This is a genomic window from Reyranella sp. (assembly GCF_965279465.1).
Lineage (GTDB): Bacteria > Pseudomonadota > Alphaproteobacteria > Reyranellales > Reyranellaceae > Reyranella.
In genome coordinates this window covers 3,718,092-3,742,306 of record NZ_OZ257242.1, presented here as the reverse complement: position 1 = coordinate 3,742,306, position 24,215 = coordinate 3,718,092, and the positions used below count along the sequence as shown (strand labels likewise).

The window sequence follows — 24,215 nt, the reverse complement described above, 5'->3', positions numbered from 1 at the left end:
CCGGGACGGGTTTGAGCCCGTCCGGTCGAGAGAGAGCGCCGGGCCGGCTCGCCCGTCTCCCGCTCTCCGAGGTGTTCTAGATGCTCCACGCCCCGATCCCGCCAGCCGTTCCGGCGGCCTCGCTCCCGCTTGCGCTCGACATTCCACCGGCCGCCGCCGTCCTGGCCGCTGCCGGAAATCTTCTTCCTCATCTCGAACAGGGTCGGCCTGTCGATGCCGCGACCCTGCGCTCCGCCATGCAACAGGCGTTTGGCGCATCCGACGTCAGCGGTGCTTGGGACTGGAAGACGGCCTATGACGCTTGCGAAGCTGCGACCGTCCTGTTCCTGCGCAAGTACGGAAAGGCGCTTCTCCGCAAAGCAGCCTCGCCGGCTTCCCGGCTCGGCGCGCTGACCAAGATCGCCAGCCTGCTGCCGACCCACACGCGACGGTCCGAGGAGACGCAGACTTTCCAGCAGTTTTCGACACCGATTCCGCTCGGCTTGGCCGCGCTCACCGCCGCCTCGCTCACACCCGCCGACCGGGTGCTGGAGCCGTCGGCTGGCACGGGCCTGCTTGCGATCCTCGCGGAGATCACTGGCTCCGATCTCATCCTCAACGAACTCGCCGCTACCCGTGCCGTTCTGCTCGCCGCTCTCTTCCCGGCCATTTCGGTCACGCGCTTCGACGCGGCCCAGATCGACGATCATCTGGACCGCGCGGTCATGCCCAGCGTGGTCATCATGAACCCGCCGTTCTCGGTGATGGCGAATGTGTCGGGACGCGGTGCCGACGCCGGCTATCGCCACGTCGCCTCAGCGCTAGCGCGGCTGGCGCCCGGCGGGCGGCTGGTGGCGATCACCGGGGCGAATTGCTCGCCCGAGCTGCCGGCGTGGCGGGACAGCTTCGTCCGACTGCAGGAGCGCGGCCGCGTCGTGTTCACGGCGGCGATCGCGGGCTCGGTCTATGCCAAGCACGGCACGACCATCGAGACGCGCCTGACCGTCATCGACAAGGCGCCCGCCGAAGACCCCGGCCGCTTCCCGGATTCCGCGGGCGTCGCGCCCGACGTGGCGACGCTGCTGGCCTGGATCGAGCAGCATGTCCCGGCTCGGCTGGTCGTTACGCTTCCGAAGGTCGCGGCCGACACGACGACGATACGAACGGTGCGCGGCTATCTCGCCCGGTCCACAGCCCCCGCGCCCACCCGCCGCATCGCCCGGCTCGACGGTGTCCCCCTCGACTATGACACCATGGATTCGACACCACCCGAGGGAGGTCGCCTGTCGGAGTCGATCTACGAGCCTTATGCGCTCCAGTCGATCCGCATTCCGGGCGCCCAGCCCCATCCCACGAAGCTGGTGCAGTCTACGGCCATGGCCTCGGTGGCGCCGCCGAAGCCGAGCTATCGGCCGACCCTGCCGGCCGCGATCGTGAACGACGGCGTCCTGTCCGACGCGCAGCTCGAGACGGTGATCTATGCCGGGGAGGCTCACGGCGAACATCTCGCCGGAGCCTGGACCGTGGACGAGACCGGCGATCTCGTCACCGCCGCGCCCGACGATGCCGTGGGCGCCGTCCGCTTCCGCCGCGGCTTCATGCTTGGCGACGGCACCGGCGCCGGGAAGGGCCGCCAGTCGTCTAGCATCATCCTCGACAATTGGCTCCAAGGCCGGCGCAAGGCCGTGTGGATCTCGAAGTCGGAGAAGCTGCTCGAGGACGCCCGGCGCGACTGGTCGGCGCTCGGCATGGAGCGCCTGCTGGTCACACCGCTGTCGCGCTTCCCGCAGGGCACCGCCATCCGTCTCACGGAAGGCATCCTTTTCACGACCTATGCCACGCTACGGTCCGACGACCGCGGGGAGAAGCTTTCGCGGGTCAAGCAGATCGTCGAATGGTTGGGCTCCGGTTTCGAGGGAGTGATCATTTTCGACGAGTCCCACGCGATGCAGAACGCCGGCGGAGGCAAGGGAGAACGGGGCGATGTCGCCCCGTCGCAGCAGGGTCGCGCGGGGCTCCGGCTCCAGCACGCGCTTCCGAACGCCCGCGTCGTCTATGTCTCGGCGACGGGCGCGACCACAGTCCACAATCTCGCCTATGCCCAGCGGCTCGGCCTGTGGGGTGGCGAGGATTTCCCCTTCGCCAATCGGGCCGAGTTCGTCGAGGCGATCCAGAACGGCGGCGTCGCTGCCATGGAGGTGCTGGCGCGCGATCTACGTTCGCTCGGCCTCTACACGTCCCGATCGCTGTCCTACGACGGAGTCGAGTATGAGCTAGTAGAGCACCAGCTTACGACCGAGCAGATCCGCATCTACGACGCCTATGCCGGCGCCTTCGCCATCATCCACAATCACCTCGACGCTGCTATGAAGGCCGCCAACATCACCGGCGACAGCGGCACTCTGAACCGGCAGGCGAAGTCTGCGGCGCGCTCGGCCTTCGAAAGCGCCAAGCAGCGCTTCTTCGGCCACCTCCTGACCAGCATGAAGACCCCGACACTGATCCGCTCGATCGAGCAGGACCTGGCCAGCGGCCATGCTGCCGTCATCCAGATCGTCTCGACCGGCGAAGCGCTGATGGAACGCCGCCTGGCCGAGATCCCGGCCGAGGAGTGGAACGACGTGCGCGTCGACATCACCCCGCGCGAATATGTCCTGGACTATCTCGCCCATTCCTTCCCGGTGCAGCTCCACGAGCCATTCTCCGACAGCGAGGGCAATCTGTCGTCTCGCCCGGTCTTCCGGGACGGCCAGCCCGTCGAGAGCCGGGAGGCCGTCGCCCGCCGTGACGAGCTGATCGAGCGGCTCGCCTCGCTGACACCGGTTCCAGGTGCGCTCGACCAGATCGTCCAGCGCTTCGGCACAGACCTCGTCGCCGAGGTGACGGGCCGCTCGCGCCGCGTGGTGCGCAAGGGCGAACGCCTTGCCGTCGAGAACCGGGCAGCCTCCGCCAATCTCGCCGAGGCGGCCGCCTTCATGGATGACCAGAAGCGCATCCTCGTGTTCTCCGATGCCGGGGGCACCGGCCGCAGCTACCATGCGGACCTCGCGGCGCGGAACCAGCGCCTCCGCATCCACTATCTGCTGGAGCCGGGCTGGAAGGCTGACACCGCGATCCAGGGGCTAGGCCGCACCAACCGGACGAACCAGGCGCAGCCACCGCTGTTCCGGCCGATCGCCACTGACGTGAAGGCCGAGAAGCGCTTTCTGTCGACGATCGCGCGCCGCCTGGACACACTGGGCGCCATCACGCGCGGCCAGCGCCAGACCGGCGGCCAGGGCCTGTTCCGGCCCGAGGACAATCTGGAAAGTCCCTACGCCCGTGACGCGCTGCGCCAGCTCTACCTGCTACTGGTCCGCGGCAAGCTCGAAAGCTGCTCGCTCGACCGTTTTGAGTCGGCTACCGGCCTGAAGCTGATGGACGACAACGGCATCAAGGACGAACTGCCGCCGATCACCACCTTCCTCAATCGCCTGCTGGCGCTCACCATCGAGCTGCAGGGCGTGCTCTTCACGGCGTTCGAGCAGCTCCTGACCGCCAAGGTCGAGGGCGCGATCCGCAGCGGCGTCTATGACGTCGGGCTCGAGACGCTGCAGGCCGAGAGCTTCGTCGTCACCGACAGCCAGGTGATTCATACCCATCCCGGCAACGGCGCGGAAACCCGGCTTCTCATCATCGCCCGTCGGGAACGCAATCGACCGACGACCTTGGCCTGCGCGCTAGATCAGCTCTCCGATCCACGAGCGCGGCTGCTGGTCAACGGCCGCTCCGGCCGCGCCGCCGTGCAGGTCCCCGCCCCGTCGATGATGCTCGATGACGGAGAGATCGAGCGGCGGGTCTGCCTGATCCGGCCGATGGAGCAGCATCATGCCCCGCTGCGCATGATGGACGAGAGCCATTGGGAGGAAGCCGGTCGCGCCGCCTTCGCAGCGACGTGGGACGCTGAGCTCGCCGAGGTTCCGGAGTTCTCGGACAGCACGATCCATATCGTCGCCGGGCTGCTGTTGCCGATCTGGAAGCGGCTGCCCGAGGAGTCGACCCGGGTCTATCGCCTCCAGACCGACGCCGGCGAGCGCATCATCGGCCGCCGTGTTTCGCCCGCCTGGGCTGCCAGCGCGGTGACGAGCGGCACCGTGACGCTGACGCCGGATCAGGCGTTCGCTGCTCTGATGGACGGCACGACGATCCTCGACCTCGCGGAAGGTCTTCAGCTTCGCCGCGCAAGGGTGATGAGCGCCTATCGCCTGGAGCTGGTGGGCTTCACCGAGCCGATGCGCGACCGTCTCCGGGCTTACGGCCTCTTCAGCGAGATCATCTCGTGGAAGCTCCGTTTCTTTGTGCCGGTCGACAGTACGGAACCGGACGTGCTCGCCAAACTTTTCGATACGTATCCGGTCGCGCGCATCTCCGAACGGAAGGGGTCGTGATGGCACGCCGGGACGCTTCCGATCTTGCGCATCGTCTCGGCCGGCAGGCCGAGGCGGTGTGCCGTCACTATCTCTCCAGCGGCCGCCGCTGCGGCGGCTACTGGTTGGTGGGCGACGTTCGCAACACGCCCGGGCGCTCGATGTATGTCCGGCTAAACGACTCGCCCCGGGGCCTCGCCGGCAAATGGACGGACGCCGCGACCGGCGAGCATGGCGATCTTCTCGACATCATCCGCGAGAGCTGTGGGCTCATCGACTTCAAGGACGTCGCTGACGAGGCCCGAACCTTTCTCAGCATGCCACCATCGGAGCCGGATCCACGCTGGCAGCATCGGCAGAGTCCGGCACCGCACGGCTCGCCCGAAGCAGCCCGACGATTGTTCGCCATCTCGCAGCCAATTGCGGGTACACTTGTGCACGCGTATGTCTGGGAACGCGGCATCACGGATTTGCGCGGAACCGGAAGCCTGCGCTTCCATCCACGCTGCTTCTATCGTCCCGACGAGCATTCGCCGACTGAGACATGGCCGGCGATGATCGCCGCTGTTACCGATCTCAACGGCAGGATCACCGGAGCGCATCGCACCTGGCTGGATCCACGCCGTCGTGACAAGGCTCCAATCAACACGCCACGGCGGGCAATGGGCGATCTTCTCGGCAATGCGGTCCGCTTTGGCATCGGTGGCGACGTTATGGCAGCGGGCGAAGGCATCGAGACCGTTCTGTCGATCCGGCAGGTCCTTCCCGACATGCCGATGCTGGCGGCACTCTCCGCGGCCCACCTCGCCGCCATCCTGTTCCCCGACACGCTGCGGCGGCTCTACATCGTCCGCGACAACGATCCGGCCGGTGATGGGGCGCGCGACACCCTGATCGACCGGGCGAACGGGGCCGGGATCGAGGCCATCGTCCTCTCGCCCGAGCTTGGCGACTTCAACGAGGATCTCCTCACTCTCGGCATCAATGCCCTTCGCACGCAAGCACGGTCCCAGGTCGCGCCGCAGGACGCCGCCCGCTTCATGGCGTTGGCGGCATAGACGGCAGACAACGCGGGGTGGCGCGCATCGCCATGCCCGCTGGATGCATCCACCGTCGGGGAGGACTACGCCCCGGCCTTCCGGGTTGGCGATCGGCCCACAAGCCGCCCGGCCCGGCAATGGCGGCGGCCGACTATTTTCCGGCGGCGCGTGCCGCGCCTTTCCATCGCGAAGCAAAATAGCCGGCCTTGGCCATCGAGCCCTCCGCTCGCGCTCCGGGTGCCCGCCCGTTCGGCCCGTTGGCTTCGTCGCCATGAAGGCCGCGACGGTCGCGGTCCAACCGACGGAGCATCCCATGAGCGATCATGACGACCACGAACCGCACCACGCCTCATCACCGACCGACCATGTCCTCGACGAACTCCAGCTCCACGGCTGGCGCCCCTTCGCCGACGAGCCCGACCAGCGGCTTCTGCCCGACGGCAACCAGGTCGCGGGCGCTGTCGCCGACATCTTCGACGCCCTGATCGGGAGCCTCGAGGATACACGCCTCGAACCCGACCTCGACGATCTCCTGTGGTCGACGGTCAACCTCTTTCACCGCGCCACCGAACGGATCGGGCGAGAGCTCGACGACAACGAGCAGGGCCAGAAGCGCTCCCAGCGGGAACAGGACGGCAGCGAGGTGAAGTCGGTCGACCTGGAGCGCCTGATCGCCGAGGGCATGACGCTCATCGAACGCCAGAACGCCTTCGAGCTGATGCGCGACCAGGCCGCCGAACACTACGAACGCCACGTCGGCAAGGCATGGCTCCCGCGCAGCGGATCGAAGGTCAACCATCGCCATCTCACCGCCGCGATGATCGACAGCCGCGACTTCCTGGCCGCCCGGCGCCGGGCCGAGACCGAGCTGCTGGTGCCGCCTGGGCCGAAGATCGCCTTCACCGGCGGTGCCGACTTCAACGACCATCACCTGATCTGGGCCACGCTCGACAAGGCCCGCGCCAAGCATCCCGGCATGGTCCTCCTGCACGGCGGCTCACCGACCGGCGCCGAGCGCATCGCCGCCCGCTGGGCGGACACCCGCAAGGTGACGCACATTCCGTTCAAGCCCGACTGGACCCGTCACGCCAAGGCCGCTCCCTTCAAGCGCAATGACCAGATCCTCGAGATCCTGCCGATCGGCGTCATTGTGTTCCCGGGATCGGGCATCCAGGAAAATCTCGCCGACAAGGCCCGCAAGCTCGGCATCCCGGTCTGGCGCTTCGGTTCAGGCGGCGCGTGAGCGCCGCTTCCTTCGCGAAATCGTTGACGCTTGCCCGGAACGCACGTGCGCTTTGTCTCTGGTGTTCATTGCGCCTGCTGCCGTTCTCCCCGGTGGCGGACGGTCGAATCGTCAAGAGCAAGAGGATGTCTGGAAGCGGACGAGCCGGTGGGCCTTCCGAGAGAGCGGGCCCGGCTCGTCCCGTCCTGCTCTCCGGACCATGATCCATGCCTGTATCATCTTTGGCTCTCGCATCCGTGTCGCCTGCTCGAGACTTGACCAGGGACAGCAGTCTCGTTGCCATGCCGACGGAAGAGACGTCCGAGCAGGACTTGCTTGCCGGATTGCTGACCTCATCGCCAAACTTGGGGTCGGCTCCTGCCCTCTTGCAAAGCTTTCCAAGCATTGGGCATGTCTTCACGGCAGAAGCCTCGCAACTTCGCGCCTTTGGACTGACGCCACACGACATCGCCATGCTTCGGCGTGTCCGGGAGATCGCGTGCCGCATGGCCAAGGCAGACGTGCGCAGCCGTCCCGTTCTCGGCAACTGGCAGGCGCTGCTTGCCTACCTCCAGACGGCAATGGCTTACGAGCAGATCGAACAGTTTCGAGTACTGTTTCTTGACCGCAAGAACCATCTCATCGCCGACGAAGTCCAGCAGCGCGGCACCGTCGATCACACGCCCGTATACCCGCGAGAGGTCCTCAAGCGCGCTTTGATCCTCAATGCTTCAGCGCTCATCGTGGCGCATAATCACCCTTCCGGCGATCCCAAGCCGTCGCGCGCGGACGTCGAGATGACGCGCGAATTGAAAGCCGCCGCCAGGGCTCTCGAGATTGAACTTCACGACCATGTTGTGATCGGGCACGGAACCCATGCCTCATTCCGGTCACTAGGATTGCTGTAAACCGAGAGCCGCGCCGTCATCGGACTACTCTACGCCGTGCCAGCGACGATCGCAGGCTATCAGCTATCGTTCGCGCTAGCAGGCATCGGCATGTCGACTGACGGATGGCAGCAGGCGTTTGCTGTCACAGGCGCCATTGTGGCGGGCATCACCGCCTTCTCTCGCCTGGCGCTATCTGTCCGGTCGTCGGACGGGCAGATCCCCTCGGGAGACGCAGCTCACTCGCAGATCGACTGGCGGCCGCACAGCCAAAAGCGCTGATGACCTCTCCCTCCTGATCACCGGGTTGGCGACGCTGCGCGGCGAAGATCGTGTTCCTGAACGAGAGGAATGCAGCTCGTTGAAGCGCTTCGACCAGGCGGCCCCGATCTCGGTGCGGTCGACGAATACCATGTGGGAGGTGTCGGTCTGCTCCGACTGACCTCGGAGACGAAGCATCCTTTTTCTATCCCATGCCCGCCGTCTCCTCGCCCTGTAAGTCGGGCCCCTTTGCAGGCTCCTTCAGTTTGGCCACGACTTCTGCCGAGGATGCTGTTCGGCATGCGACCCACGGCCTCTCCATGGCTTGATCTAGCCGTAGGACGGCTGCGCCTCGATCGCCTGAGCCGCAACGGCGGCGGCGCGACTTTCTTCCCCTGGGCTTCGCCCATTCCTCGCGAGGCAAGAAAGTCGCGCCGCCGCCATCCTCCGCTGCGCTTCGGCCCGCGAGCGGGTGCGGCGTCGATCGCCTCCGGCAAACGATCGCCATCGAGGCCGCGATGGTCGCGGGGCTCGAAACAGCAAGGAGAAGTCACATGGCCAACATCGGTTCCTTCAAGAAGTCCGGCAACGAGTACCAGGGCGAGATCGTCACGCTGAGCGTCCAGACCAGGGGCGTGCGCATCGTTCCCGAGGCCAACCGCAGCAACGACAACGCCCCCAGCCACCGGGTGTTCGTCGGCCGCGCCGAGATCGGGGCCGCCTGGTCGAAGCGCTCCAGCGAGGGCCGCGACTACCTCTCGCTCAAGCTCGACGATCCGAGCTTCAACGCGCCAATTTTCGCCAACCTGTTCGACGACGAGGACGGCGAGGGCTTCACGCTGATCTGGTCGCGCAGCCGCAAGAAGAACGGCGAGTAAGCTCACGCCCCCAAGCCCCGCCCGGTCCGCCGGGCGGGACTTTCCGCGGGATCAGGCGCGAGACGGCACAGCTGAGAACAGTGGGCGGCCGCCGTAGAGGCCTGATCACGTAGCAACTACCGACAGAAGAGGAACCACCCGTTAGCGGTTCTATCTGACGATGATGGGCGTGCCCCTGCGCCATCGGGTCTATGCGGCCACTCTGTCGGAAAGACGCCGCACGAAGCCGCGCTGCGGCGTTATGAACTCGGCGAGTGCTGGTGCTGCTCACTCCGATATCGGTTATGGGCGTGCTCGAACAGTGCGACGATAATTTCGCAGTGGCTTCATCTCGGTTCATCAGCGTTACGGTAATATGCAATCGTGCGGATTGACCTCTAACCGAGCGCACCATGGCTAAGCTGCCACTAGATCCACCCGTGGCCGATACAGCTCCCTCGGAGCCTGTGCTGACCGGCTACGATGAAAAGCATCTTATTACCTATCTGCGTCTTCTCGACGCTGATGTTGAAGGCGCCGACTGGCGCGAGGTAATAAACGTCGTTTTGCATATCAATCCAGACCGCGACCCGGAACGCGCAAGACGGGCGTGGGAAAGTCATCTCGCGCGCGCCAAGTGGATGACCGAGAGCGGTTATCGTCATCTTCTCCTGGGCGGGGCACCGCACTGACTCGGGTTGCTTGCATTCGCTGCAAACATCTTTGCGCGGAGGGGACTATCGAGCAGCGGCGATTGTGCGTCCTGTATGTCCTGGGAAAAGGGGGTGTGAGTGCGAGCAATGGAGATGCACTCTCATGGACCGCGCGTATTGGCGCTCACCGGACGCATACAAGAGGCTGCAAGCATTCGATGCCGTTGGATTTGCTTTTCAGTTCCTGAGCCGCAATCCCGATTTCGCAAGAGATCGAGAACGAGTTCAACAAATGGATCGCCGGGCAGTCCTTGATCCAGCCGAGGTGAAAGCGTTCGCCCAACGCTGGGGGTTACTTCCTCGCAGCGACGATTGATCCAGATGTAGCGCTTTGGACAGCATCGGCTCTGCCGAGCGTCGTTGCCCTGACCCGACTTCCGCCAGAGCTTGGCCATCCAACTTTCAAGTCCAAGCCTCTGCTGCTTGATTCCATATTGGCCGCTGAAGGTGAAGACTACCTCATCGCGCGCCTCGGCGCCGAGATGCGGGTGCATCTGGACGGCGGCGGCGCGGATCCGACTGCAGTTCTCCTGCCGTTCGATGGACTCTTTGAAGTCAGGGTTGCCGCCGCTCTCCGCCTCTGGCGCGTGCTCAACGGCCGCCATCCGGGTCGCAACCCGGCAGCGCTTTCCGTGGCGCGGCGCAACAGACTGATCCTCGCTTTGCGCGCGCTGGACGGGCGCCTCGACGGTGCGACCCACCGTATGATTGCTGCCGCCTTGTATGACGCCGAGCCAATTCCGGAACGCGACTGGATCTCGCATGAATTGCGTGACCGAACCGCTCGTCTGGTGCGCCTGGGAATCGCCATGATGAACGGTGGCTATCGCCGGCTGCTTCTGCATCCCTATCGCGGCCGTTCGTAGCGCCGCTGGGTGGGGCGATCTCACTGGCCTGCGACATCACCCTATTTTGCCTCCTCCTCCATCCGCCATCGTGGTCCTGGACGGCCGCTGCTCTTCGGCGGCTTCCCACAGCACCACGGAGGCCTCGCTTGCCCGCCAATTTTACCGATTTGCCGCCACGCTATCTGCGCACGCCCGAGGCCGCCCGTTTCGTCGGGCTGTCGATTCGGACCCTGGAGAAGCACCGCATCTACGGCACGGGCCCTCGCTACTCGAAGCTCGGCGGGCGCGTCGTCTATCGCGTCGAGGACCTCCAGGCCTGGGTCGAGTCGGGCGCCAAGGCGTCGACATCCGACCCCGGGACCGCGACGGTCCTGCCGGCGAAGCGCCAAATGCCGGGCGTTCGGGCACCCGCGGGTTCGGGGCGCCGCTGACCAATGTCGACGCGTCATCCGTCCCGTACCGAGCGTGAGCAGCTCCAGCTCTTCAGGGCGCTGCCCGGCGATCTCGCGCCTCGAGATGCGCAGGACCTCATGGCTTATCCCTTCTTCAGCCTGGCCAAGACACACCGCACCACGCCGATCGACTTCAGGATGAACGAGATCGCCATCCGCGTCGAAGCGGTGGCCGAACATGGCATGGCGACGATCTGGGATGCCGACGTCCTGATCTGGGCCGCCAGCCAGATCGTCGAAGCCCGTGACGCCGGATTGCGTACATCGCGCCTCATGGCGGCACGCCCGCGCGAGATCCTCACCTACACCGGGCGTGGTACCGGCGCGCGCGACTATCACCGCCTGAAAGCGGCCCTCGACCGCCTCCAATCGACCACGGTTGCCACCTCCCTGCGCCAGATCAGCGAGCGCCGGATGCACCGCTTCTCCTGGATCAACGAATGGACCGAGCGCGCCGATGCGCATGGAAATGCCGATGGGATCGATCTGATCGTGCCGGACTGGTTCTATCGGGCGGTCCTCGACGATGCGCTCGTGCTGACAATCGATCGCGGATATTTTGCGCTGACGGGCGGCGTGGAACGCTGGCTCTATCGCATCGTCCGCAAGCATGCCGGCCGGCAGTCGACTGGCTGGCGGTTCGAGTTCCAGCATCTTCATCTCAAATCGGCGAGCCTGTCGCCGTTCAAGCGGTTCGCCTTCGAGCTGCGCGATATCGTCCGCCGCCAGTCCCTGCCCGGCTATCGGCTGCTCATCGAACGCGACACCGGCGGCAGAGAACTGCTGGCATTTGCGCGGACGAAACTATCCACGGATGGCCGTGGACAACATGTGAATGCCCACGTGCTATCGGGAACCGACAGGCACGTGCCATCAGGAACCGGCCGCACGTGCTATCAGGAACCGGAATCATCGGATTCTCCAAACGAAACAGCGGCTTGCGGCGACTCTAACTCAGAGTCTAACGATTCTGAGTCTAACTCTTCTGTAGTTGAGCGCGGCCGGGACGGGGAAAACTCGCGAGACGGTGCGTCATGACCGAGGCACGCGTCAGTCGAGAGGCTCTCACCCACATCGAATTGATCTGGCACAGGCAGCAGATCGAGCACTGGATCCGCTTCGGCCGTGACGTTCAGGAACAGATCCTCGATCGCCGGCGCCGCATCCTGAGCTTCGCGCCCAACAGCATCGTCGCCTATGTCCGGTGGGCCGCGGGTGACTTCGGCACCATCGTCTCGCGCATCGACATCCTGCGCACCGTGCGGCGGGGCGAAGGCTTCTCGACGGTCCCCTATGTGCGCCCCGGTGGCGAAATCCTCCTTCGTGCTTCGGGCTGGCCAAGGGTCGAGCGCGTGCTGCAAGCCATCGATGCCGCGGAGGGGATTGGCATCGACGCCGCCGACGCCAGTCCCGACCATTGGCGACACGTTCACAACCGGTTAGCAGCAGGGCAGGCGCCCCGCCTTTACAGCTATGCGGCGCATCGGGCCTGGCTCCTGCGCCGCAAGATCGAAGCATGACTCGCCTGGGCTGGATCATCTTCGCAGCACTCGTCGTCGGCGCGTTGATGCTGCTGCGGCCCACCCCGCAGCTGATCTGGAATGCCAGCGCCAGCGTTCCGATCGGCCTGTATGCCGTCCGTCCCGTTGGCAACCTCTACCTGGGCGAGCTGGTCCTGGTCAGGCCGCCCGAAGTCATTGCGTCGTTCCTCCAGGAGCGCGGCTATCTCGCGATGGGCGTGCCAATCCTGAAGCATGTCCTCGCCCTTCCCGGCCAATCCGTCTGCCGAACCGGCGGCACGATCACTGTCGATGAGATGGCCGTGGGTAATGCGCTCGATCGCGATCGTTGGGGACGAAACCTGCCCGTCTGGCAAGGCTGCCGGATCATCGCGGATGGCGAAGTCTTCCTGATGAACCAGCAGTCCGAGAGCTCGTTCGACGGGCGCTACTTCGGTCTGCTGCAGGCTTCGACAATCGTCGGTCGGGCCATTCCCCTCTGGATCGAAAAGGATTGACCGTGTCCGTGTCCTGCCGCCGACGAGCCGCCCGATTGAAGGCAACGCCGCACACCTCCTTCCCCTTCTCGGTCATGTGTCGGGACGCCCTGCGACGACCGATTGCCCGGCTCACCGTGGGACACCGACTGTCCCTTTGCGGAATGGGAGCAGTCTTCTTGCTCGGGTCCACAAGTCTCTCATACGCCCAGCAGGACCCAGCACATCCTGCCAGTGCTCTTGCGGCGGCAGATCGCATCCCGAGCTTCGTGGAAACGGCATCACAGCAATTCGCTGTTCCGGCGTCCTGGATCCGAGCCGTCATGCAGGCGGAAAGTGGCGGCGTGGTGCGTACTGTGTCGCCGACCGGCGCCATGGGGTTGATGCAGATCATGCCGTACACTTGGGCTGAGCTCCAATCGCGCTACGGCTTGGGTCCAGATCCCTACGATCCGCACGACAACATCATTGCGGGAACCGCCTACCTGCGGGAGCTGCTCGATCGCTTTGGCGAGCGCGGATTCCTCGCGGCCTACAATGCGGGTCCGGGTCGCTATGAGGAACATCTTGCGACGGGCAGGCCGCTGCCGTCGGAAACGCTCTCCTACATCAGGGCGTTCACCTCCCTGCTAGATTCCACCTCGTCAGACGGCGCGAATAGTGCTGCGTCATGGACATCAAGCTCGCTGTTCATTGCGACAACGAGCGGCGGCTTTGCACCCCTTCAACCGCCTTCCGGTGGGCCACAGGATCGCCGTCCCATGAACGGTGCGGTGCCAACAGCAACAGCACATGTGCCGCACTCCGACGGCTTGTTTGCACGCAAATCCGATCGAAGTGCACGGCCATGACCTCCAATGGTCTCGGTCGTGCTATGGCAGGCTGTGGCGGGTGGCAGAGCGTCAAGGGAATTGGACGGAGACACCCCAGCCATGGACGGCAAGGGAAAAGCGCCGCCTCCGGACGGGCGCATATGGTTGGTCGGCTTGAGTTTCAGGGGCCTTTGAACGATCACGCCGGCTGGCGCTTAAAGCGGAGAATCAAACGATTTCAATGTCCCGACCGCCGTCGGTGCCGGGCCGAGCCAGCCGCCGTATCATGATCCGCGGCAACGACGACTTCCGCGTTCGGCCCGGGCGCATCCGCGACAGCCATCGCGGCGCAAGGAGGCCCAAGACCTTCGTCGGGGAGGTGATGCGTGCCGCGAAGAAGGCCGGCCACATCGGCCAAAGCTTCGGCCGCAGCAAGGGCGGCACAAGCGGCTCGCGCTTCGGGCGTGGCCGGCGCGCCGCCCTCTCGCTGTCGCTCTCTTCGACCTCTCGGCGCGTGGTGACGAAGGCACGCGTCGTGCGCCATCACGGCACGCGCTTTCGTTCCGCGCCGCTTCCCCGGCATATCGCCTATCTAAAACGTGAGGGCGTCACCCGGGACGGGTCTGATGCCCGGATGTTCGACGCGCGAACTGAGGCGGCCGATGAACATGCCTTCGCCGAGCGATGCGAAGATGATCGGCACCATTTTCGGTTCATCGTCTCGCCCGAGGACGCGGCCCAGCTGGCGGATCTTCGGACCTTCACGCGCGAGCTGATGGCCGATGTCGAGCGCGATCTCGGCACACGGCTAGACTGGGTGGCGACCGATCATTGGAACACCGACAATCCACACGTCCACGTTCTGATTCGCGGCAAGGCCGATGACGGGGAAGATCTCGTGATCAGCCGGGCCTACATCAGCCGAGGCTTCCGTGATCGTGCCGCCGACCGCGTCACCCTGGAGCTCGGGCCGCGGAGCGAACTGGAAATCCGCTCTGCCCGGGAAAGAGAAGTCGGCGCCGAGCGCTGGACCAGCCTTGACAGGGCCTTGCGCGACATCGCGGACGAAAATGGTGGCATCGCCGACCTGCGCCCAAGCCCTGCCGATGAGGACCCGGACTCTCGCCGGCTGATGCTGGGCCGCGCGAACAAGCTCGAGCGGCTGGGCCTCGCCGAACAGGTCGGCCCCGCCTCCTGGGCACTGAAGCCGGGCGTGGAACAGTCGCTGCGCGAGCTCTCGATCCGGGGCGACATCATCAAGACGATGCACCGGGCGCTGACCGGCGCCGGCCGCGAACCGGACGTGACGGGGTTTGCTATCCATGGAGACGCCGACCCCGACCAGGTACTGGGCCGCCTTGTTGCGCGCGGGCTGCACGACGAGCTCAAGGGGTCCGCCTACGCCATTGTCGAAGGCGTCGACGGCCGGACACACCACCTGCAATTTTCCGACCTGGAGATGACCGGCGACGCCCTGCCGGGCGCGATCGTCGAGGCGCGATCCTATGAGGACGCCGGCGGCTGCACACGCCTGTCGCTCGCCGTCCGGTCCGACCTTCCGCTCGAGAGCCAGATCTCTGCGTCGGGAGCCACGTGGCTCGATCGCCAGCTCCTGGCCCGAGAGCCGGCGACGAGCGGCAATGCTTTTGGCGCTGAGGTCCGCGAAGCGATGGAGCGTCGCGTCGATCACCTCGCCGGGGAAGGCTTGGCGCGACGTCAGGGCCAGCGCGTCGTCTTCGCGCGAGACCTGCTCAACACCCTGAGGCAGCGCGACCTTTCCGAAGTGTCGGCCAGGCTCGCGGCCCAGACAGGCCTCATTCACCGACAGTCTGCCGAGGGAGAACACGTCTCCGGTATCTACCGGCAGCGCGTGACCCTGTCCTCCGGGCGCTTCGCTATGATTGACGATGGTCTGGGCTTTCAGCTCGTGCCCTGGCGACCAGCACTGGAGCAGCAGTTGGGAAGGCATGTGTTGGGAGCCGTGACTTCCAACGGCACCGTCGACTGGAGCGTTGGGTTGAAGCGAGGCTTGGGTGTGTAACTGGAGAAGCAGTATTCGAATCGGAGATGCGTCAGTCGTTCAGCTCCTGCGCGGCGAGCAGCATCCGATTACTTCGCTGGCGCATCCGTCTCACCGCCCCGGTCGCATGTCTCCTTGAGTTCACGTCGCGGTGTTCCAATGCTTCGCCACCATGAATGCCACCAAGATCCTCTGGGGCCAGATCCTTCTCGTCAGCCTCGTCGTGTTGGGCTTCGTCTGGACCGCGACGGAATGGACGGCATGGTGCCTCGGCTTCCAGCCGCAGCTCGGGCAGCCGTGGTTCGAGTTGTTCGGATGGCCGGTCTACGAGCCGCAAGATTTCTTCTGGTGGTGGTTCTCCTTCGACGCCTATGCGCCCCATGTCTTCGTCGAGGGCGGATACATCGCCGCGGCCGGCGGAGTGGCTGCCGTCGCTGTGGCCACCACCATGTCGGTCATGCGCGCCCGGGAGGCCAAACGGGTCACAACCTACGGATCGGCACGATGGGCTGAGACCCGCGAGATTCGCGACGCCGGCCTGCTCGGCGACGACGGCGTCCTTCTCGGGCGCTGGCGCGGCGACTACCTCCGTCACGACGGCCCCGAGCATGTCCTGTGCTTCGCCCCGACGCGAAGCGGCAAGGGTGTGGGCCTGGTCGTGCCGACCCTTCTGACCTGGCCCGGCTCAGCGATCGTCCACGACATCAAGGGCGAGAACTGGACGCTGACGGCGGGCTGGCGCGCCCGCTTCGGCCGCGTGCTGCTGTTCGATCCCACCAACGTCCAGAGCGCCGCCTACAATCCTCTTCTCGAAGTACGCCGTGGCGAGTGGGAAGTCCGCGATGTGCAGAACATCGCGGATGTGCTGGTCGATCCCGAAGGCGCGCTGGAGAAGCGCAATCACTGGGAGAAGACCAGCCACGCATTGCTGGTCGGCACCATCCTGCATGTGCTGTACGCCGAGCCGGACAAGACCCTGGCAGGTGTTGCCAACTTTCTGTCCGATCCAAGGCGGCCGATTGAGGCCACCCTGCGGGCAATGATGACGACTTCGCATCTCGACGAGAGCGGTGCCCATCCGGTCGTCGCAAGTGCGGCCCGCGAGCTCCTGAACAAGAGCGAGAACGAGCGATCGGGCGTGTTGTCGACCGCCATGTCGTTCCTGGGCCTCTATCGCGATCCCGTCGTCGCGGCTGTCACACACCGGTGTGACTGGCGCATCCAGGATCTGGTTGAGGGCGAGACACCGTCCACGCTGTACCTGGTCGTGCCGCCGTCCGACATCAGCCGCACCAAGCCGCTGGTCCGCCTGATCCTGAACCAGATTGGACGCCGCCTGACAGAGGAGCTGGATGCGAGGGACCGGCGCCATCGTCTCCTGCTGATGCTCGACGAGTTCCCGGCGCTCGGCCGCCTCGACTTCTTCGAGAGCACGCTCGCCTTCATGGCGGGTTATGGCCTGAAGAGCTTCCTGATCGCCCAGTCGCTGAACCAGATCGAGAAGGCCTACGGCATCAACAACTCGATCCTGGACAACTGCCATGTCCGGGTGAGCTTCGCCACCAACGATGAACGGACCGCGAAGCGGGTCTCCGATGCGCTGGGCACAGCGACCGAGATTCGTGATGCGAAGAATTATGCCGGCCATCGCCTGAGCCCCTGGCTCGGCCATCTGATGGTCTCCCGCCAGGAGACTGCCCGGCCGTTGCTGACACCCGGCGAGGTGATGCAGCTCCCTCCGGATGACGAGCTTGTTCTCGTCTCCGGCTGTCATCCGCTCCGGGCCAAGAAGGCACGCTACTTCGAGGACCGTCAGCTACAGGCGCGCATTCTGCCGCCGCCGGTATCGATAGCCCCGGACGCCGCCAACACGGCCGGCGCTCCTGGACGCCATGATGACAATCCGTGGGCGGAAGTGATCGTTGCGCCTTTGCAGCCAGTCGAAGATCCGGACAATGCGGGCATCCGCCGCGAGCCCGAGCTTCCCGAGCAGGAGGAGGTCGTGCTCGGGCCGCCCAAGCCGAGCCGCGAGTTCGAGCTGGCCGATGACGAGCCGGACACTTCCCAGGACCTTCAAGCCCTGCGGCGCCGAGCGCGCAGGCTGGCCCGGCAGGTCGCGCTCGATCCGGGCGACGGCATGGACCTCTGACACATGCGCACCAAGCACACCTTCCGCCTGCCGCCGGACCTCGCTCTCCAGCTCGCCGATTACGCCCAGCGCAAGCGCGTTCCCCAGGCACTGGTGGTCGAGACGGCGCTCGCGTCGCTCCTGTCACCCGACGGCGCGGACCGGCTGGAAGCCGCACTGGCACGCCGGCTCGATCGCATGACGCGGCAGATCCAGACCCTCGAACGCCATGTCACGATCACCAATGAAGCGCTGGCGCTCTTCGTCCGCTTCTGGCTGACCAGCACGCCGCCCCTACCCGACACTGCCCAGGCCGCCGCCCAGACGAAGGGCCGTGAACGGTATGACGGCTTCCTGGAAGCACTGGGCCGGCGTCTCGCCCGTGGCCGCACACTGGCCGATGAAGTCGTGAGGGACATCGCGGCCGAACCGGACAGCGCTTCAGAGACTGAAGCGTCCTAGCGACCGTACCGATTGCCTGTCTTTCTATCCGTCGTCCCGATCGACCTCTCGTCGCCGTTGCCTCCCTGCCGGTCGGGTCTCTAAGCAGCGCCCATCGCCTCGTTCTCGAGGCGATCGTGTGGAGCGCGATGTGACGACGATCTCCTCCTTCCGGTCAGAAGCCATCGCCCGCGGCACGCGCATGCTGCGGACCGCGCTCGGCCCGCTGATCGCGGCCTGGCTCGAAGACCCGGGCATCGTCGAGATCATGCTCAATCCCGACGGCCGCCTGTGGATCGACCGGCTCTCGGGTGGCCTCGAGGATACCGGCTCGCGGATCGCGCCGGCCGATGCCGAGCGGATCGTCCGTCTGGTCGCTCATCACGTCGGCGCTGAGGTCCACGCCGGCATGCCCCGCGTGTCGGCCGAGCTGCCGGAAAGCGGCGAGCGCTTCGAAGGACTGGTGCCGCCCGTGGTGGCGGCGCCCTGCTTCGCCATCCGCCGTCCCGCGATCGCGGTGTTCTCCCTCGACGACTATGTCCAGTCCGGGATCATGACGCGACCGCAGGCCTACGTGCTGTGCAGCGCCGTGCGAGATCGCAAGAACATCCTCGTGGCCGGCGGCACATCGACCGGGAAGACGACGCTGGTCAACGCCCTCCTGGTGGAGGTCGCGAAGACCGGCGATCGGGTGGTGCTGATCGAGGATACCCGCGAGCTGCAATGCGCCGCGCCGAACCTCGTCGCGCTGCGCACCAGGGACGGGGCGGCCACGCTGTCCGATCTCGTGCGGTCGGCGCTACGCCTGCGTCCCGATCGCATCCCCATCGGCGAGGTGCGCGGGGCCGAAGCGCTGGACCTGCTCAAGGCCTGGGGCACCGGCCATCCCGGCGGCGTCGGCACCTTGCACGCAGGCTCCGCTCTCGGAGCGCTGCGCCGCCTCGAGCAGCTCATCCAGGAAGCCGTCGTCACCGTTCCGCGCGCCCTGATCGCCGAGACTGTCGAGGTCATTGCTGTTCTTACCGGCCGTGGCGCCGCACGGCGGCTCATCGAACTTGCCGCCGTGCAGGGTCTCGGCCCGACGGGAGACTACGTCCTCGTACCCGCAGGAGAACCATGATGCTTTACGTCCGCCGTCCGTTTGCTGTCGTCTCGACCTTCGTCACTTTCGCGCTTCTCGCGGCACCGGCCTACGCGGCCGGCTCCAACATGCCCTGGGAGCAGCCCCTCAATCAGATCCTGGAATCCATCCAGGGGCCGGTGGCGAAGGTCATCTCGGTCATCGTCATCATCCTCACCGGCCTGGCGCTGGCCTTCGGCGAGACCTCGGGCGGCTTTCGCCGCCTCATCCAGATCGTATTCGGTCTCTCGATCGCCTTTGCCGCATCGAGCTTCTTCCTGTCGTTCTTCTCGTTCGGCGGCGGAGCGCTCGTCTGATGGAGCCGCGCGAGCCAATCGCCGGCTTCCATGCCCCGGTCCATCGCGCGCTCACCGAACCGCTGCTGCTGGGCGGCGCGCCGCGCGCGGTGGTGATCGTCAATGGCACCCTCGCCGCGGCGATCGGCCTTGGCTTGCGCCTGTGGCTTGCCGGCGCGGCACTCTGGCTGATCGGCCATCTGGCGGCGGTATGGGCCACCCGGCGCGATCCGGCCTTCGTCGATGTCGTGCGGCGTCACCTCCGTTATCCGCAGCATCTGGGCACGTGAGGTCCCCGCCATGATGAACCTCGCCGAGTACCGTCGCCGCTCCCAGAGCCTTGCCGACTTCCTGCCGTGGGCAGCCCTGATCGAGCGTGGCGTCGTCCTCAACAAGGATGGCTCGTTCCAGCGCACCGCCCGCTTCCGCGGCCCCGATCTCGATTCCGCGACGGCCGCCGAGCTTGTCGCTATCACCTCCCGGCTCAACAATGCGCTGCGGCGCCTGGGTTCGGGCTGGGCGATCTTCGTCGAGGCCCAGCGTGTGCCGGCCAATCGCTATCCCGAGAGCCGGTTCCCCGAGCCGGCCTCGGGCCTGGTCGACGCCGAGCGCCGCGCGCAGTTCGAGGAGGAAGATGCCCACTTCGAGAGCCACCACTACCTGACCCTCGTCTGGCTGCCGCCGGCCGATGACGCCGCGCGGGCCGAAGCCTGGCTCTACGAGGGCCGCTCGCGCGGATCGTCGGACTGGCGCAACGCCCTGTCGGCCTTCATCGATCGCACCGATCGTGTGCTGGCCCTGGTCGAGGACTTCATGCCCGAGGCCGGCTGGCTCGATGACGGCGACAGCCTCACCTACCTGCACTCCTGCATCTCGACCCGGCGCCAGCGCGTCCGGGTCCCCGAGATGCCGATGCATCTCGACGCCATTCTCGTCGATGAGGAGGTCACGGGCGGGCTCGAGCCACGCCTCGGCAGCGCTCATCTCCGCACCCTCACCATCATGGGCTTCCCGTCCCAGACCTGGCCCGGGCTGCTCGATGAACTCAATCGCCTCGCCTTCCCCTACCGCTGGTCGACGCGCGCGGTCTGCCTGGACAAGACCGACGCCACCAGGGTGCTGGGCCGAATCCGCCGGCAGTGGTTTGCCAAGCGCAAATCGATCATGGCGATCCTCAAGGAGGTGATGACCAACGAGGCGTCGGTATTGCTGGACTCCGACGCGGCCAACAAGGCGCTCGACGCCGATCAGGCGCTCCAGGAGTTGGGCTCCGATGCCGTGGCCCAGGCCTATGTCACCGCGACAGTGACGGTCTGGGACGACGATCCGGCCATTGCCGCCGAGCGGTTGGCTCTGGTCGAGAAGACCATCCAGGGCCGCGACTTCACCTGCATGCGCGAGACCCTCAACGCGATCGAAGCCTGGCTCGGCAGCCTGCCCGGGCACATCTACGCCAATGTGCGCCAGCCACCGATCTCAACCCTCAACCTCGCCCATATTATGCCCTTCTCGGCAGTGTGGGCCGGACCGGAACAGGACGAGCATCTCGACGGCCCCCCGCTCTTCTTCGCCCGAACCGAAGGCGCCACCCCGTTCCGCTTCTCGCTTCACGTCGGCGACGTCGGCCACGCCCTCGTCGTGGGACCTACCGGTGCCGGCAAGAGCGTGCTGCTGGCCTTGATGGCGCTGCAGTTCCGGCGCTATCCGCAGGCGCAGGTCTTCGCCTTCGACTTCGGCGGATCGATCCGGGCGGCCGCTCTCGCAATGGGCGGCGACTGGCACGACCTCGGCGGCGCGCTCGCCGGCGACACCGGTTCGCCCGTCGCCCTGCAGCCGCTCGCCCGCATCGATGATGCCGGCGAGCGTGCGTGGGCAGCCGAATGGATCGCGACGCTGCTCGCCCGTGAATCCGTCACCGTCACGCCGGACCTGAAGGAGCATCTATGGTCTGCCCTCACCTCGCTCGCCTCCGCGCCAGTGACGGAGCGGACGCTTACCGGCCTCTCGGTGCTGTTGCAGTCCAGCACACTGAAACAGGCCCTGCAGCCCTATACCGTCGGCGGTCCATGGGGCCGTCTGCTCGACGCCGAGACCGAGCACCTGGGCGGTACCGAGGTGCAGGCCTTCGAGACCGAAGGGCTGATCGGCAGTGGCGCAGCACCCGCCGTCCTCTCCTACCTCTTCCATCGCATCGAGGATCGCTTCGACGGCCGTCCCACCCTGGTCATCGTCGATGAAGGCTGGCTCGCTCTCGACGATCAAGGTTTTGCCGGCCAGCTCCGCGAATGGCTGAAGACGCTGCGCAAGAAGAACGCGTCCGTCCTGTTTGCCACACAGTCGCTGGCCGATATCGATGGCAGCGCTATCGCGCCGGCTATCATCGAGAGCTGCCCGACCCGGCTGTTCCTTCCCAACGAGCGGGCGCTCGAGCCGCAGATCGCCACGATCTACCGGCGCTTCGGGCTGAACGACCGGCAGATCGAGATCCTGAGCCGCGCGACGCCCAAGCGCGACTACTACTGCCAGTCGCGCCGCGGCAACCGCCTGTTCGAGCTCGGCCTGTCGGATGTAGCGCTCGCCTTCACCGCCGCCTCTTCGAAGACCGACCAGGCCGCCATCGCCGGCACGCTCGCCAAGGACGACCCCGACGGCTTCGCCGCCGCCTGGCTGCGCCACAAGGGGCTCGACTGGGCGGTCGCCCTGCTCATCACCACCGAGGAGACCTTCGATGACCGCTGACCGTCTTCGCACGCTGCTGGCTGCTGGCTTGATCGCGGTCGCGCTCGCCGCTCCTGCGCGGGCGCAAATGACCGTGTTCGATCCAAGCAACTACAGCCAGAACGTGCTGACCGCGGCGCGCACGCTGCAGCAGGTCAACAACGGCATCCAGAGCCTGCAGAACGAGGCAATGTCCCTCCTCAACCAGGCCCGCAATCTCGCCAGCCTGCCCTACTCGTCCTTGACGCAGCTTCAGCAATCGATCGGGCAGACGCAGCAGCTGCTCGGCCAGGCGCAGCGCGTCGCCTACGATGTTGCCTCGATCGACCAGGCTTTCAGCCGCACCTATCCGCAGAGCTTCAGCTCCTCGACCTCTTCGCCGCAACTGCTCGCCGACGCGCAAGCCCGTTGGCAGAACTCGCTGGCCGGCTTCCAGGACGCCATGCGCGTGCAGGCCGGTGTCGTCGGCAATCTCGATCGCACGCGCGCGGAGATCGACACGCTGGTATCGTCGAGCCAGTCCGCGACGGGCGCGCTGCAGGCGGCCCAGTCCGGCAACCAGCTCATTGCGCTCCAGAGCAACCAGCTCGCCGACCTGACCGCCGTGATGGCCTCGATCGCGCGCGCCCAGAGCCTGGAAAGCGCTCGCGCCGTGGCAGGCCAGGCGCAGGCCCGCGAGCAGCTGCAGCGCTTCCTCGACTACGGGCCGGGCTACCAGCCGCAGACCGCGCGCATGTTCCGCTGACACGGAGCCGGCACGCCATGGGCGGCACGGGCGTCATCGATCGCTTCCTGGGCATCTTCACCCAGTACATCGATTCCGGCTTCGGCCTGATCCAGGGCGACGTCCGCTGGCTGGCCGGCGTGCTGATCGCGATCGACGTCACCCTGGCCGGGCTGTTCTGGGCATTCTCACCCGACGAAGAGGTGCTCGCCCGCCTGATCCGCAAGACCCTCTATGTCGGTGTATTTGCCTTCATCCTCGGCAATTACAACAACCTCGCCTCGGTCATCTACAACTCCTTCGCCGGCCTCGGTCTCCTGGCCGGCGGCAACACCATCAGCGCCGCCCAGCTCCTTCAGCCGGGGCGGCTGGCCCAGGTCGGCATCGATGCCGGCAAGCCGATCCTCAGTTCGATCTCCGGCCTGATGGGCTTCACGAGCTTCTTCGACAACTTCATCCAGATCGTGATCCTGCTGATCGCCTGGCTGATCGTCGTCATCGGCTTTTTCATCATGGCGATCCAGCTCTTCGTCGGCCTGATCGAGTTCAAGCTGACGACCCTGGCTGGCTTCGTCCTGGTCCCTTTCGGACTGTTCGGCCGTACCGCCTTCCTGGCCGAGAAGGTGCTGGGCAACGTGTTCTCCAGCGGCGTGAAGGTGCTCGTTCTCGCCGTGATCGTGGGAATCGGCTCGACGATCTTCGGCCAGTTCACCAGCGGCTTCCACAATCCGCCGACCATCGACGATGCGCTGACCTTGATCCTGGCGGCCCTCGCCCTGCTCGGCCTGTCGATCTTCGGCACGGGCATCGCCAACGGCTTGATTGCCGGGGGCCCGCAGCTCGGCACCGGCGCGGCGATCGGAACGGGCCTCGCTGCCGGTGGTGGCGTCGTTGCCGCGGGTGCAGCGACCACCGGAGCCATCGGAGCCGCCGGCCGCGCGATCGGTGGCGCGGCCGGGATGGGAGCTTCGGTCGCAGGTGGTGCTAGGGCAGCCTTCCGTGCCGGCGGCGCAAAGGGCGTTGGCAGCGCGGCGGGAACCGTCGCCACGAGCCCGCTGCGCCACGCAGCGACGGCATTGCGTGACCGCTACGAGGCGGGGGCACGCAGTGTGATGTCCGGTGGTGCGTCGCGCCAATCCGCCGGGACGGATTCGGCATCTGGACCTCCCGCGTGGGCAACCCGCATGAAGCGCCATCAGGCCATGCAGCGCGGCGCCTCCGCCGCTCATCAGGCCGTGCGCTCGGGCGACCATCCGAGCGGCGGCTCCTCCGTCGACCTCTCCGAAGGATCATGA

22 protein-coding genes are annotated in these 24,215 nt (G+C 66.2%); all 22 read left to right on the top strand.

All coding sequences use genetic code 11. From position 1 onward, the window contains the following. Positions 1-80 precede the first annotated feature (80 nt). The 22 genes from ACQY8M_RS18320 to trbL all read left to right on the top strand — a co-directional run bounded on the left by ACQY8M_RS18320 (position 81) and on the right by trbL (position 24,215). A complete protein-coding gene (locus ACQY8M_RS18320; RefSeq protein WP_428674786.1) occupies positions 81-4,406 on the top strand; it encodes a strawberry notch-like NTP hydrolase domain-containing protein in 4,326 nt (1,441 codons plus the stop codon). Further along, positions 4,406-5,443 (top strand): DUF7146 domain-containing protein, encoded by a 1,038-nt coding sequence (locus tag ACQY8M_RS18315; protein WP_428674784.1) that lies wholly within the window; start codon positions 4,406-4,408, stop codon positions 5,441-5,443. Before ACQY8M_RS18320 ends, ACQY8M_RS18315 begins: the two co-directional genes overlap by 1 nt. Positions 5,444-5,738: 295 nt before the next feature. Then, positions 5,739-6,668, top strand: coding sequence for a DUF2493 domain-containing protein (locus ACQY8M_RS18310; protein ID WP_428674782.1), 930 nt, complete (start codon positions 5,739-5,741; stop codon positions 6,666-6,668). Positions 6,669-6,949: 281 nt separating this feature from the next. Further along, entirely contained in the window at positions 6,950-7,555 is a 606-nt protein-coding gene (gene radC / locus ACQY8M_RS18305; RefSeq protein ID WP_428674780.1) for a RadC family protein, read from the top strand. 794 nt (positions 7,556-8,349) lie between these two features. Beyond that, positions 8,350-8,673 (top strand): DUF736 domain-containing protein, encoded by a 324-nt coding sequence (locus ACQY8M_RS18300; RefSeq protein ID WP_428674778.1) that lies wholly within the window; start codon positions 8,350-8,352, stop codon positions 8,671-8,673. 392 nt (positions 8,674-9,065) lie between these two features. Then, positions 9,066-9,344, top strand: a complete 279-nt coding sequence (locus ACQY8M_RS18295; protein ID WP_428674776.1) for a DNA -binding domain-containing protein — start codon at positions 9,066-9,068, stop codon at positions 9,342-9,344. Between the two features lie 124 nt (positions 9,345-9,468). Next, the gene (locus tag ACQY8M_RS18290; RefSeq protein ID WP_428674774.1) at positions 9,469-9,681 is read left to right on the top strand and encodes a transcriptional regulator domain-containing protein; all 213 of its coding nucleotides are present in this window, start codon (positions 9,469-9,471) and stop codon (positions 9,679-9,681) included. A gap of 118 nt (positions 9,682-9,799) precedes the next feature. Next, positions 9,800-10,231: a DUF2285 domain-containing protein gene (locus ACQY8M_RS18285; RefSeq protein WP_428674772.1), complete on the top strand. Its 432-nt coding sequence runs from the start codon at positions 9,800-9,802 to the stop codon at positions 10,229-10,231. Between the two features lie 128 nt (positions 10,232-10,359). Continuing rightward, positions 10,360-10,644: a helix-turn-helix transcriptional regulator gene (locus tag ACQY8M_RS18280; RefSeq protein ID WP_428674770.1), complete on the top strand. Its 285-nt coding sequence runs from the start codon at positions 10,360-10,362 to the stop codon at positions 10,642-10,644. A 3-nt stretch (positions 10,645-10,647) separates the two neighbouring features. Continuing rightward, a complete protein-coding gene (locus ACQY8M_RS18275; RefSeq protein ID WP_428674768.1) occupies positions 10,648-11,703 on the top strand; it encodes a replication initiator protein A in 1,056 nt (351 codons plus the stop codon). Next, a complete protein-coding gene (locus ACQY8M_RS18270) occupies positions 11,700-12,185 on the top strand; it encodes a DUF2840 domain-containing protein (protein WP_428674766.1) in 486 nt (161 codons plus the stop codon). The genes ACQY8M_RS18275 and ACQY8M_RS18270 overlap by 4 nt, the downstream gene beginning before the upstream one ends. Further along, on the top strand, positions 12,182-12,682 hold the full coding sequence (locus ACQY8M_RS18265) for a S26 family signal peptidase (RefSeq protein ID WP_428674764.1): 501 nt from the start codon (positions 12,182-12,184) through the stop codon (positions 12,680-12,682). Before ACQY8M_RS18270 ends, ACQY8M_RS18265 begins: the two co-directional genes overlap by 4 nt. A 302-nt stretch (positions 12,683-12,984) precedes the next feature. Next, positions 12,985-13,512 carry a lytic transglycosylase domain-containing protein gene (locus ACQY8M_RS18260; RefSeq protein WP_428674762.1) on the top strand — a complete coding sequence of 176 codons (528 nt, stop codon included), beginning with the start codon at positions 12,985-12,987 and terminating at the stop codon, positions 13,510-13,512. Positions 13,513-13,759: 247 nt separating this feature from the next. Beyond that, positions 13,760-15,514: a relaxase/mobilization nuclease domain-containing protein gene (locus tag ACQY8M_RS18255; protein WP_428674760.1), complete on the top strand. Its 1,755-nt coding sequence runs from the start codon at positions 13,760-13,762 to the stop codon at positions 15,512-15,514. Between the two features lie 151 nt (positions 15,515-15,665). Further along, positions 15,666-17,642: a conjugal transfer protein TraG gene (locus tag ACQY8M_RS18250; protein ID WP_428674758.1), complete on the top strand. Its 1,977-nt coding sequence runs from the start codon at positions 15,666-15,668 to the stop codon at positions 17,640-17,642. A 3-nt stretch (positions 17,643-17,645) separates the two neighbouring features. Further along, positions 17,646-18,083, top strand: a complete 438-nt coding sequence (locus ACQY8M_RS18245; RefSeq protein WP_428674756.1) for a CopG family transcriptional regulator — start codon at positions 17,646-17,648, stop codon at positions 18,081-18,083. A 181-nt stretch (positions 18,084-18,264) separates the two neighbouring features. Beyond that, a complete protein-coding gene (gene trbB, locus ACQY8M_RS18240; RefSeq protein WP_428675395.1) occupies positions 18,265-19,182 on the top strand; it encodes a P-type conjugative transfer ATPase TrbB in 918 nt (305 codons plus the stop codon). Next, entirely contained in the window at positions 19,182-19,499 is a 318-nt protein-coding gene (locus ACQY8M_RS18235) for a TrbC/VirB2 family protein (protein WP_428675392.1), read from the top strand. Before trbB ends, ACQY8M_RS18235 begins: the two co-directional genes overlap by 1 nt. Beyond that, positions 19,499-19,768 (top strand): VirB3 family type IV secretion system protein, encoded by a 270-nt coding sequence (locus ACQY8M_RS18230; RefSeq protein ID WP_428674754.1) that lies wholly within the window; start codon positions 19,499-19,501, stop codon positions 19,766-19,768. Before ACQY8M_RS18235 ends, ACQY8M_RS18230 begins: the two co-directional genes overlap by 1 nt. Before the next feature lie 10 nt (positions 19,769-19,778). After that, the gene (trbE, locus tag ACQY8M_RS18225) at positions 19,779-22,217 is read left to right on the top strand and encodes a conjugal transfer protein TrbE (RefSeq protein ID WP_428674752.1); all 2,439 of its coding nucleotides are present in this window, start codon (positions 19,779-19,781) and stop codon (positions 22,215-22,217) included. Next, on the top strand, positions 22,207-22,941 hold the full coding sequence (gene trbJ, locus ACQY8M_RS18220; RefSeq protein ID WP_428674750.1) for a P-type conjugative transfer protein TrbJ: 735 nt from the start codon (positions 22,207-22,209) through the stop codon (positions 22,939-22,941). The genes trbE and trbJ overlap by 11 nt, the downstream gene beginning before the upstream one ends. Before the next feature lie 17 nt (positions 22,942-22,958). Continuing rightward, the gene (gene trbL / locus ACQY8M_RS18215; RefSeq protein ID WP_428674748.1) at positions 22,959-24,215 is read left to right on the top strand and encodes a P-type conjugative transfer protein TrbL; all 1,257 of its coding nucleotides are present in this window, start codon (positions 22,959-22,961) and stop codon (positions 24,213-24,215) included.

Excerpts from the sequence above, each read along its gene's own strand:
- ACQY8M_RS18265 (WP_428674764.1), top strand. The coding sequence starts at position 12,182 with ATGACTCGCCTGGGCTGGATCATCTTCGCAGCACTCGTCGTCGGCGCG.
- ACQY8M_RS18320 (WP_428674786.1), top strand. The coding sequence starts at position 81 with ATGCTCCACGCCCCGATCCCGCCAGCCGTTCCGGCGGCCTCGCTCCCG.
- ACQY8M_RS18255 (WP_428674760.1), top strand. The coding sequence starts at position 13,760 with ATGATCCGCGGCAACGACGACTTCCGCGTTCGGCCCGGGCGCATCCGC.
- trbL (WP_428674748.1), top strand. The coding sequence starts at position 22,959 with ATGGGCGGCACGGGCGTCATCGATCGCTTCCTGGGCATCTTCACCCAG.
- ACQY8M_RS18260 (WP_428674762.1), top strand. The coding sequence starts at position 12,985 with ATGCAGGCGGAAAGTGGCGGCGTGGTGCGTACTGTGTCGCCGACCGGC.
- ACQY8M_RS18310 (WP_428674782.1), top strand. The coding sequence starts at position 5,739 with ATGAGCGATCATGACGACCACGAACCGCACCACGCCTCATCACCGACC.
- ACQY8M_RS18275 (WP_428674768.1), top strand. The coding sequence starts at position 10,648 with ATGTCGACGCGTCATCCGTCCCGTACCGAGCGTGAGCAGCTCCAGCTC.
- ACQY8M_RS18300 (WP_428674778.1), top strand. The coding sequence starts at position 8,350 with ATGGCCAACATCGGTTCCTTCAAGAAGTCCGGCAACGAGTACCAGGGC.
- ACQY8M_RS18235 (WP_428675392.1), top strand. The coding sequence starts at position 19,182 with ATGCTTTACGTCCGCCGTCCGTTTGCTGTCGTCTCGACCTTCGTCACT.
- ACQY8M_RS18315 (WP_428674784.1), top strand. The coding sequence starts at position 4,406 with ATGGCACGCCGGGACGCTTCCGATCTTGCGCATCGTCTCGGCCGGCAG.
- trbB (WP_428675395.1), top strand. The coding sequence starts at position 18,265 with ATGCTGCGGACCGCGCTCGGCCCGCTGATCGCGGCCTGGCTCGAAGAC.
- trbJ (WP_428674750.1), top strand. The coding sequence starts at position 22,207 with ATGACCGCTGACCGTCTTCGCACGCTGCTGGCTGCTGGCTTGATCGCG.
- ACQY8M_RS18270 (WP_428674766.1), top strand. The coding sequence starts at position 11,700 with ATGACCGAGGCACGCGTCAGTCGAGAGGCTCTCACCCACATCGAATTG.
- ACQY8M_RS18245 (WP_428674756.1), top strand. The coding sequence starts at position 17,646 with ATGCGCACCAAGCACACCTTCCGCCTGCCGCCGGACCTCGCTCTCCAG.
- ACQY8M_RS18295 (WP_428674776.1), top strand. The coding sequence starts at position 9,066 with ATGGCTAAGCTGCCACTAGATCCACCCGTGGCCGATACAGCTCCCTCG.
- ACQY8M_RS18250 (WP_428674758.1), top strand. The coding sequence starts at position 15,666 with ATGAATGCCACCAAGATCCTCTGGGGCCAGATCCTTCTCGTCAGCCTC.
- ACQY8M_RS18230 (WP_428674754.1), top strand. The coding sequence starts at position 19,499 with ATGGAGCCGCGCGAGCCAATCGCCGGCTTCCATGCCCCGGTCCATCGC.
- radC (WP_428674780.1), top strand. The coding sequence starts at position 6,950 with ATGCCGACGGAAGAGACGTCCGAGCAGGACTTGCTTGCCGGATTGCTG.
- trbE (WP_428674752.1), top strand. The coding sequence starts at position 19,779 with ATGATGAACCTCGCCGAGTACCGTCGCCGCTCCCAGAGCCTTGCCGAC.
- ACQY8M_RS18290 (WP_428674774.1), top strand. The coding sequence starts at position 9,469 with ATGGACCGCGCGTATTGGCGCTCACCGGACGCATACAAGAGGCTGCAA.